Source organism: Kitasatospora sp. NPDC057542, assembly GCF_042801945.1.
Taxonomy (GTDB): Bacteria; Actinomycetota; Actinomycetes; order Streptomycetales; family Streptomycetaceae; genus Kitasatospora.
In genome coordinates, this window is the sequence record NZ_JBHVFE010000358.1 from 1 (window position 1) to 9,513 (window position 9,513).

At 76.4% G+C, this 9,513-nt stretch carries 5 protein-coding genes and 1 pseudogene; 4 read left to right on the forward strand and 2 right to left on the reverse strand.

What is annotated here, in order from left to right; translation table 11 throughout:
- Window positions 1–46: 46 nt before the first annotated feature.
- Window positions 47–1,438: a type VII secretion integral membrane protein EccD gene (gene eccD, locus ACFU7Y_RS32585; RefSeq protein ID WP_380770536.1), complete on the reverse strand. Its 1,392-nt coding sequence runs from the start codon at window positions 1,436–1,438 to the stop codon at window positions 47–49.
- Window positions 1,439–1,653: 215 nt separating this feature from the next.
- On the opposite strand from eccD, the gene eccCa reads away from it, so the two are divergent.
- Together eccCa and ACFU7Y_RS32595 are read left to right on the forward strand one after the other, a co-directional pair.
- Window positions 1,654–5,613: a type VII secretion protein EccCa gene (eccCa, locus tag ACFU7Y_RS32590; RefSeq protein ID WP_380770537.1), complete on the forward strand. Its 3,960-nt coding sequence runs from the start codon at window positions 1,654–1,656 to the stop codon at window positions 5,611–5,613.
- Window positions 5,613–8,030, forward strand: a complete 2,418-nt coding sequence (locus tag ACFU7Y_RS32595; RefSeq protein WP_380770538.1) for a hypothetical protein — start codon at window positions 5,613–5,615, stop codon at window positions 8,028–8,030. The genes eccCa and ACFU7Y_RS32595 overlap by 1 nt, the downstream gene beginning before the upstream one ends.
- Window positions 8,031–8,046: 16 nt before the next feature.
- Here ACFU7Y_RS32595 and ACFU7Y_RS32600 read toward each other — a convergent pair whose 3' ends face one another.
- A complete protein-coding gene (locus tag ACFU7Y_RS32600; protein ID WP_380770539.1) occupies window positions 8,047–8,481 on the reverse strand; it encodes a DUF4259 domain-containing protein in 435 nt (144 codons plus the stop codon).
- A gap of 157 nt (window positions 8,482–8,638) precedes the next feature.
- Between ACFU7Y_RS32600 and ACFU7Y_RS32605 the strand changes: the two genes are divergently transcribed.
- On the forward strand, window positions 8,639–9,076 hold the full coding sequence (locus tag ACFU7Y_RS32605) for a hypothetical protein (protein ID WP_380770541.1): 438 nt from the start codon (window positions 8,639–8,641) through the stop codon (window positions 9,074–9,076).
- 79 nt (window positions 9,077–9,155) lie between these two features.
- A pseudogene (locus ACFU7Y_RS32610) lies at window positions 9,156–9,513 on the forward strand (hypothetical protein); the annotation flags it as partial.

Below are 9,513 nucleotides of genomic sequence, written 5' to 3' on the forward strand. Positions count from 1 at the left end.
GGCCGGAGGTGTCCGGCCGGGGCCCGTCGGGGTGGTGCGGGGCGGGTCAGCCGCCGAGGCCGCGCAGGGTGTGGTAGATGCCGCAGGCCTGGAGGGCGAGGGGGAGGAGGGAGAGGGCGCAGAGGGTGTGCAGGATGTCGGCGATGCGGCCCCAGTAGGGGAGCAGGCGGCGGCCGGGGACGGTCCAGGCCGCGACGAGGAGGGCGGCGGTCAGCGTCAGCAGGGTGGCCAGCAGGAGCAGGCGGTCGGTGGTCGAGGCGCCGGCGGTGGCGCGGGCGAGCAGCACCAGGCCGCCGAGGACGCCGGGCAGCAGGATCGCCAGGCGCTGGCGGATGCTGCCGACGGCTCGTCCGTGCAGCAGGAGCAGCAGGCTGAGCGCGGCGGCCTCGGCCGGGCCGGCCCAGCCGTCGGTGAAGGGCAGCACGGCCAGGCAGACGGCGCAGACGGCGCCGATCGCGGTGTGCAGGGCCATCAGGTAGTCGTCGGCGACCAGGGCTCGGGGCAGCACCGCGGAGGCCGGGACCGGCTCGATGTTCTCCTGGAGCTCCTCGGCGTTGCGCGGCAGCATCGGCAGCCGCAGCCCGGACAGCCGGAAGGCCAGCGAGGGCACGAACGCGCCGACCAGCACGGCCGCCATCGCGATGACCGCGACCAGCTGGGCGAGCGTCAGCCCGGCGAGCACCAGCACCCCCGACAGCACCCCGAGCAGCGCCACCAGCGCCACCCCGAGGAAGAGCGGGGCCGCCGCCCCCACCGCCGCCACGGCCAGCACGGCCGCCCCGGCTCCGGCCGAGGAGGCCGCCAGGATCCGGGCGCCGAGCAGTTCTCCCCCGTCGGAGCCGCCCGGCCCGGTCGGCAGCAGCAGCGCGGCGAGCGCCAGGTACGGGACGGCGGCGGCGCCCAGCGCGGCGCCCGCGCCCGCGTCGGCCATCGCCCGGGAGGCGCTGGCCGCGCCGAGCAGCAGCAGGAGGGCGGCCGCCGCGGCGGCCGCCTGGCGGGGGGCGGCCGGACCGGGCAGGGCGAGCAGCACCCAGCCGGCCGCGAGCGCGGTCAGCGCCAGGGCCAGGGACAGGACCCGGGTGAGGGCCGGGCGCCAGGTGTCTCCGCGCTCGTGCATGCCGGTGGCGACGCCGTCCACCAGGTCGTCGAAGTGCACCGTCGGCAGGGCCTCGTGGCGGGCCCGCAGGTACAGCGCGTCGCCGTCGTGCAGCCCGAGCGCCTCGGGGGTGCGCTCCTCGTCCAGCGGCTCCTCGCCGAGCCGCTGGAGCACCCAGCCGCCGTGCTCCAGGCCCTCCTCGGCGAGCTCGGGGCCGGCGTGCCCGAGGACGGCGGGCAGCAGGTCGGCCAGGGGCACGTCGGCGGGGACGGCCAGCTCGAAGGCCGTCCCCGGCGCGTGGAACCTCAATCGGCACAGTCCTGCCACGACACTGCTGCTCACGCCGGTCCTCCGGTTCGGTGGGGTGGTCCGTTTCTCCGCCCGGATGAACGGCCTGCCCGGCGCGCCGCGTTCAACCGGCGCCGTGAACCCGGGGCCCTGCGCCGTCCGTGGGTCTGAACGGGACGGGCGCCGCGGTGGGGAGCCTGAAAGTGCGGCGCCCGTCCTCCGTGAGCAGCCCGGGACGGTGAGCAGCCCGTCTCAGTGAGGAGCCCTGAGTGAGCGTGGAGCTGATCAACCGGACGCCCCGGCGTCCGGGGCCCGAGATGCCGGACGGCGAGATCCAGCTCCAGGAGCCGCCGGGCCTGCCGGAGAAGCAGAGCGGGATGGCCAGTGTGATCAGCATGGCCCCGATGGCGCTCGGCTCGCTGTCGATGGTGTTCATGTTCCTGCACCCCGGCGGCGGCGAGGGCGGCGGCATGCTCAGCTACGTCGCGATGGGCATGATGGCGCTGTCCGCCGTCGGCATGCTGGTCACCCAGCTGATCCGCGGCTCCAGCGACCGCAAGCAGCAGCTGCGCGCCGAGCGGCGCGACTACCTGCGCTACCTCTCCCAGATGCGCCGTCAGGTGCGCCGCTCGATCGACGCCCAGCGCAAGGCCCTGGCCTGGCGGCACCCGGAGCCGGCCGAGCTGGGCGCACTGGTCGGCACCACCCGGCTGTGGGAGCGGCGGGCCGCCCACCCCGACTTCAGCGACGTCCGGATCGCGCTCGGCGCCCAGCGCCTGGCCACCCCGCTCGCTCCGCTGGCCACCAAGCCGGTGGAGGACCTGGAGCCGCTCTGCGCCCACGCGCTGCGCCGCTTCATCCACGCCTACGGCACGCTCGCCGACCAGCCGATGGCGATCCACCTGCGCGGCTTCGCCCACCTGCTGCTGCGCTCCGACGACCCCGAGGCCGCCCGCGCGCTGGTGCGGGCGGTGCTGGCCCAGCTCGCCGTGGTGCACGGCCCGGACGAGCTGCGCGTCGCCGTCGTCACCGACGCCGAGCGGCGGGGCGCGTGGGAGTGGGCCAAGTGGCTGCCGCACGCCCTGCACCCGACCGACACCGACGGCGCCGGCCCGGTCCGGCTGGTCGCCGGGAGCCTCGGCGAGGTCGAGCAGCTGCTCGGCGAGGAGTTCACCGGCCGCCCCGGCTACGAGCCGGACGCCGTGCCCGACCGGGACGAGCCGTTCACCGTCCTGGTTCTGGACGGCCCCGGCGCGCACACCGGCAGCCGCGCCGCGCTGACCGGCTACCGCAACGCCGTCCTGATCGACCTCGCCGACTCCCTGGAGTGGCGCCCGGCCCGCACCACCCTGCGGCTGCGGATCGAGGACGGCCGGCTCACCATGGTCGGTGCCGACCGCAACCGCAAGGACGTCGTCACCGACCTCGGTCGGCCCGACGCGCTCGGCCTGGCCGCGGTGACCCGCCTGGCCGCCCGGCTCGCCCGCTACCGGATCGCCGACGGCGTCGACGCCGCCGAGCCGCTCGCCACCGACTTCGACCTCACCGCCCTGCTCGGCATCCCCGACCTGCACGCCCATGACGTCGAGGCGCTCTGGGCCCAGCGCGGCATCCCGCAGCGACTGCGCGTGCCGCTCGGCCTCGGCCCGGACGGCCGGCCCGTCGACCTGGACCTCAAGGAGTCCGCCCAGGGCGGCATGGGCCCGCACGGCATGCTGATCGGCGCCACCGGCTCCGGCAAGTCCGAGCTGCTGCGCACCCTGGTGCTGGCGCTCGCCGTCACCCACTCCTCCGAGGTGCTCAACTTCGTCCTGGTCGACTTCAAGGGCGGCGCGACCTTCCTCGGCCTGGACGCCCTGCCGCACACCTCCGCCGTGATCACCAACCTGGCCGACGAGGCCGCCCTGGTCGACCGGATGCGCGACGCCCTGCACGGCGAACTCGTCCGCCGACAGGAGGTGCTGCGCGAGGCCGGCTACGCCTCGCTGCTGGAGTACGAGACCGCGCGCGCCGCCGGCACCGTGCTGCGCCCGCTGCCCACGCTGTTCGTGGTGGTCGACGAGTTCAGCGAACTGCTGTCCGCGCACCGGGACTTCATGGAGCTCTTCGTGATGGTCGGCCGGCTCGGACGCTCGCTCGGCGTGCACCTGCTGCTGGCCTCGCAGCGGCTCGACGAGGGCCGGATGAGCGCGCTGGAGTCCCACCTGTCGTACCGGATCGGCCTGCGCACCTTCTCCGCCATGGAGAGCCGCGGCGTGCTCGGCGTCCCGGACGCCTACCAGCTGCCCTCCCAGCCCGGCAACGGCTTCCTGCGCAGCGACATCTCCACCCTCACCCGGTTCAAGGCCGCCTACGTCTCCGGCCCGTACCGCCCCAAGCGCCGTGCCGCCCAGCAGGCCGCCATCGCCGGGCAGGTCGTCGCGTACGGCACGGACTACGTGATGCCCCGCCGGCGGCCGGTGGCGGAGACCGAGACCGAGGAGGAGCAGACCCCGGCCGGCTCGCTGCTGGAGATCGCGGCCGGCCGGCTGCGTGACGCCGGGCCGCCCGCCCACCGGGTCTGGCTGCCGCCGCTGGACGTCCCGCCCACCCTCGACGAGCTGCTGCCGCCGCTCGTCCCGCACCCCGAGCGCGGCCTCACCACCGAGGACGGTGCCCGCCACGGCGTCCTCGGCGTACCGGTCGGCGTGGTCGACCGCCCCTTCCACCAGCTGCGCGACCTGCTCACCGCCGACCTCTCCGGCGCCGGCGGCCACGTCGGCGTCGCCGGCGCCCCGCAGAGCGGCAAGAGCACCATGCTGCGCACCCTGATCACCGGCCTGGCGCTCACCCACACCCCGCGCGAAGTCCAGTTCTACTGCCTGGACTTCGGCGGCGGAACGCTCTCCGCGCTGCGCGGCCTGCCGCACGTCGGCGGGGTCACCGGCCGGCACGACGGTGAGCGGGTGCTGCGGACCGTGGCCGAGGTCAACGGGATCATCACCCGCCGGGAGCAGTACTTCGCCGAGCTGGGCATCGACTCCGTCGCGTCCTTCCGCCGCCGCCGGGCCGCGGGTGAGCTGCCCGACGAGGCGCACGGCGACGTCTTCCTGGTGGTCGACGGCTGGAACACCCTGCGCCAGGAGTTCAACGACCTGGTCCAGCCGCTCACCCTGATGTCCCAGCGCGGTCTCAACTACGGCGTCCACCTGGTCATCGGCACCACCCGCTGGGGCGAGATCGCCGGCGGTCTGCGCGACCAGCTGCAGACCCGCTTCGAGCTGCGCCTCGGCGACTCCGTCGACTCCGTGATCAACATGAGGGCCGCCGCCAAGGTGCCCAAGCTGCCCGGCCGCGGCCTGACCGACGAGCAGCTGCACTTCCTCTCCGCGCTGCCCAGGATCGACGGATCCGGGCGCACCGACGACCTCGGTGAGGGCGTCGCCGACCTGGTCGACGCGGTCGCCGCGCACTGGACCGGGCCGCGCGCCCCCGAGGTCCGGATGCTCCCGCTCACCCTGGACGCGGCCCGGCTGCCCGCCCCCGAGGGCCGGCTGCGGGTGCCGATCGGCCTGGAGGAGACCGAGGTCTCGCCGTTGTGGCACGACTTCGAGGAGAACCCGCACCTGCTGGTGGTCGGCGACAGCGAGTCCGGCAAGACCAACCTGCTGCGGCTGATGATCAAGGCCATCACCACCGCCTACACCCCGGCCGAGGCCCGGATCATGCTCGTCGACTACCGGCGCGGCCTGTACGACGCGGTGCCCGAGGAGTACCGCCTCGGCTACGCGGTGGCCGTCGACAAGCTCCGCCAGATCGTGGACGGCGCCTCCCGGGCGATGAAGAACCGCATCCCGCCCGCGGACATCGCGCCCTCCCGGCTCAGGGAGCGCGACTGGTGGACCGGCCCCGAGCTGTTCATCCTCGTCGACGACTACGACCTGGTCGGCTCGGGCGGCGGCAGCCACCCCTTCGCCGCCCTGCTGGAGGACCTGGCGCAGGGTGCCGAGATCGGCCTCCACCTGGTCGTCGCGCGCGGCGCCAACGGCATCGGGCGGGCGCTCGGCGACCCGCTGGTGCGCAAGCTGCAGGAGGTCAACTCGCCCGCACTGCTGATGTCCTGCCCGCCGTCGGAGGGCTACCTGTTCGGCAACGTCAGGCCGAAGGCGTTCCCGACCGGCCGAGGCCTGTACATCACCCGGCGGCGCACGGTGCAGGTGCAGACCGGGCAGCTGGCGGAGGGGGAGTGATGGGCGCCGCGACGTTGCGGGCGCTCGGCCCGCACTACGTGATCGCCCCGCCCGGCGCGGAGGCGGACGGACTGGCCGAGGCGCTGGCGCCCGTGCGGGCCGAGCCGCGGGCGCTGCTGCTGCTCGCCGCCGCCGCGGACGCGGCGCCCGTCCTGCTCGGCTCGCTGGACGAGCTCGCCCGGGCCGCGCGCGAGCGCGACGCCGACATGCTGGTGCTGGCCGCCTCCGGGCTGGCGGCGGTCGGCCCGGACGGCCGTCGGCCCGCCGAACTGCTCGCCAGGCGCAGCGGGTTGACGGTCGTCGCGCCGGACGCGGTGGTCAGCGTCGAGGCGGACGGCACCCTGCCGGCGGTGCACGGGACGTGGTGGCGCTGCCGGCCCGGCGGCGGAGCGGAGCCGCTCGGCGGCCGCTGGCCCGCCGCCGCGACCATCACCCCGCTGGCCGGCGGGGCGTACTGGGTCACCGAGGCGGCGGCGGGGCCGGTCCGTCCGGCTGTGCTGGACCGGGCCGTCGCGCCGCGGGACGGGCTGCTGCTGGTCATCGGCGAACCGGCCGGACCGCTGCCCAGTGGCGCCCAACTGGCCGACGCGGCGGCGCTGCTGCGGGAGACGGTGATCCGGCGGGAGCACCTCGTGCTGAGCGCGCCGTGGGCCGCGCCGGTCGAACTCATCGAGCTGGCAGCCGTGTTGGCGGCCTCGCTCGGGCAGGAGGTGCGGGCGGCAATCGGCGTACCGGTGGGCCCGGCGGGAGCGTCCGGGGACGGCGCGCGGCACGTCCACGCGGCGGCGGACGGCGGCGAGGGCTGGGAGCCGTACCTCACCGAGCTGGTCGCCCGCCCGAGCGAGCGCACCGTCACCGCCGCCGGCTGGCGTACCCGCCCCGACCTGCCCGGGGCACCCGGAGCCGCGCGCTACCCGGCCTTCCCCGGCTGGGAGGTGGAGGCGGTGGCGGCCGGACTGTGGCTGCGCCCGGCCGCCACCGCGGACCGCGGCCCCCGGCTGCGCCGGCCGGACCCGGCCCAGCCGGTGCTGGTCGTGGGCACGCCGGGCCGGCCGGTGCCCGAGACGCTCTGGGACCACCTCGGCGCGGTGCTGGGCTCGCTCCCGGCCGGGCCGGCCCGGCTCGCGCTCGCGGTGGCGGGGGTGCTGGACGCGGGGTCGGCGGCGGTGGGGCGGTTCTGCGCGCGGATGTACGGGCTGGACTGGGTCGGGGCGGAGGCGGCCGGGGCGGAGGCGGTGGCCGAGGCGGTCGTCGAGGCCGCGGTGGCAGTCGAGGTCGAGGCTGCGGTGGAGCCGCAGCCGCAGCCGCAGCCGGAGCCGCAGCCGCAGCCGGAGCCGCAGCCGGAGCCGGTGGTTGTGCCGGAGCCGACGCCCGTACCCGAACCCGAGCCGGTGACGGCTCCGGCGCCCGCCGCCATGGTGGCGACGTCGGGTGGGGCCTTCGTGGCGGAGGCACCTGAGGAGCTTGGCGACGGGCCGATGTCGGCCCCTGAGGTCGGCGTGGAGGAGCCCGAGGTGGAGGAGCCGGCCATCGAGGCACCGGCCGTCGAGCCCGAGCCGGTTCCCGAGCCCGAGCCCGAGCCGGTTCCCGAGCCCGAGCCGGTTCCCGAGCCCGAGCCGGTTCCCGAGCCCGAGCCGGTTCCCGAGCCCGAGCCCGTGGCGCCCGTCGTGACGCCCCCGCCCCCGGCGCCCTCCACGCCCTCCACCCCCGCCGCGGACGGCGCGGCCCTGGCCGCCCAGCTCGGCCCCGCCTACCGGCGCCTGGCCCGGCGGGCCGAGGACGTCGCCACCCGGCTGCCCGCCCTGCGTGCCCGGGCGGAGGAGAGCGAGCAGGGCCCCGAACTGGTCGCCGTCCTGCTGCAGCACGGCGACTGCGGCCCGCTGGCCCCGCGCGCCGAACTCCTCGCGGCGGCCCGCTCCGGTGCGCCCGGTTCCTACGGCCCGTACCTGCGCTGCCTGGCCGCCGGCCTGCGGCGACTGCCCAGCCACTACGGCGGCGTGCTGGTCGCGGGCCCGGCGCAGGCCTGCGACCTCGCCGCGTACGCCCCGGGCACGGTGCTGACCGAGCGGGCCCCGGTGACCGGCCTGGCGGCGCCCGGAGCGGATCTGGGGGACGACGTCGGGATCGAGTTCGCCATCTGGTCCGTCGGCGGCCGCCGCAGCTCGGCCTTCGGCGAGCCCGGCGACCAGCCGACGGTGATCTTCGCCCCGGGCACGGATTTCGAGGTGGTCGAGGTCGAGCCGGCGGACCCGGACGAGGACCGTCCGGCCCGGGTGCTGCTCCACGAGGTCGGCGGCGTCCGCCCGGGCCCCGACCGCCTGCGCACCTGGCTCGCCCGCCGCGACGCCGTCGCCCCCGCCGACCGCGTCCGCCCCGCCGATCCCTCCCGCTACGCCCTCGCCCTCGGCGCCGGGTGACCGTTGCCGGGGCCGGTCAGAGCTCGAACAGCGCGTCCTGTGGCTCGGGCTCGGGGTCGAGCACGGCGCGCAGGCCTCTGACGCTCTGCCGCCACGTCGGACCACTGGGCGTCTCGTCCCAGAGCTCGGCGAGCTCGGACGCCTCGGCGACCACGCGGTCGAGTGCCTCGACGGCGAGCGGCCGAAGGTCGGCGGCGAAGACCGGAAGGGCCTGGTCGGGACCATAGCTCGTGCTGATCGGTTCACCGCCCGGGCACTGTGCGGCGATGAGGGCCGCGGCGGCGACGGCCTCTGTTCCTTCGGGGCTTTCCAGGTAGTTCCAGGCCTGGACGGTGCGGACCAGCGCCGCCCGGACCAGGCCCTCGCGTTCGTGCTCGGCGGCCTCGTCCAGGGCATCGGTGAAGTCCAGCGCCGTGTCGTTGTCGAACGGGCCGATGCCCCAGGCACCCATGATGATCTCCTCGCGTCACTGTGCGGCGATCATCACAACGGCCACTGACAGGTGCGTCATGCGGACGGTAGGTCCGACCCGCCCCCCGGTGAACCCCGCGGGGCCGTCCGTCCGTCGGACGGAGCGTAGGGACGTGGCCGTCGGGAGGAGTACGGGAATGGCCGAGACGGTGCAGGGCGGGTTCCGGCTGGCGGCGGTGTTCGACGCGGTGGATCCGGTGACCGGGCCCGGGTTCGCGCCGGACCGGCCGCGGCTGGCGGCGGGGGCGGAGCGCGAGGCCGTGGCCCGGTACCTGCGAGCCGGGGCGACGGTGCTGCTGACGCCGATGCTGATGGACGACGTGGTCGACCCGGGACGGCGCGGCGTCGTGCCGATGGGCTTTCGCACCGACGGCCGGTGGATCTGGACCGACACCGTGACGTACTACCTGGAGGAGTACGGGCTGGCGCCCGACCCCGAGCTGCTCGCGCACGTGCGCCGGCAGCTCGACGAGCCGTGGACGGAGCTCTCGGCGGCGGTGCTGGAGCAGGCCGTGTCCTTCGTGCTGACCCCGCCGGAGGCGGCCGCGGAGCCCGTCTGGACGGTCGGGTCCTGAACCGCGCCGATCCGGTTGAACCGGTTCGGCCACGCCGTCCGTAGCTCCCCACAGGAGTGTCGTCGAGCGCAGGGGATGCATGGTGGGCGAGGAGCAGCGCGGCGAGCCGGAGCGGAGGCCGGGCGGCTTCCGGCTCCCGGCGGTGAACTGGGCGTTGGCGGCCGAGGCGGAGCCGGCGGAGGAGCCCGCGAGCGCCGCGACGGCGGTGCTGCCCGCCCAGCCGGGCGCCGGGGCCGCTGCGGGGGCCGCGGGTGCCGCGACGAACGGGGCGGCGCGGACCGCACCGAAGCCCGAGGCCGGCACCGAGGCCGGCACCGAGGCCGGCACCGAGGCCGGTGCCGAGGCCGGGCCCGGTGCCAGGACCGGTATCGGGCCGGCACCCCTGCCGGCACCACCTGCGGGGTGGAGCGGTAGTCCCGCACCAGCTTCACCACGGT

Coding starts and splice junctions, on each gene's coding strand:
- ACFU7Y_RS32595 (WP_380770538.1), top strand. CDS start 5,613: ATGGGCGCCGCGACGTTGCGGGCGCTCGGCCCGCACTACGTGATCGCC.
- ACFU7Y_RS32600 (WP_380770539.1), bottom strand. CDS start 8,481: ATGGGTGCCTGGGGCATCGGCCCGTTCGACAACGACACGGCGCTGGAC.
- ACFU7Y_RS32605 (WP_380770541.1), top strand. CDS start 8,639: ATGGCCGAGACGGTGCAGGGCGGGTTCCGGCTGGCGGCGGTGTTCGAC.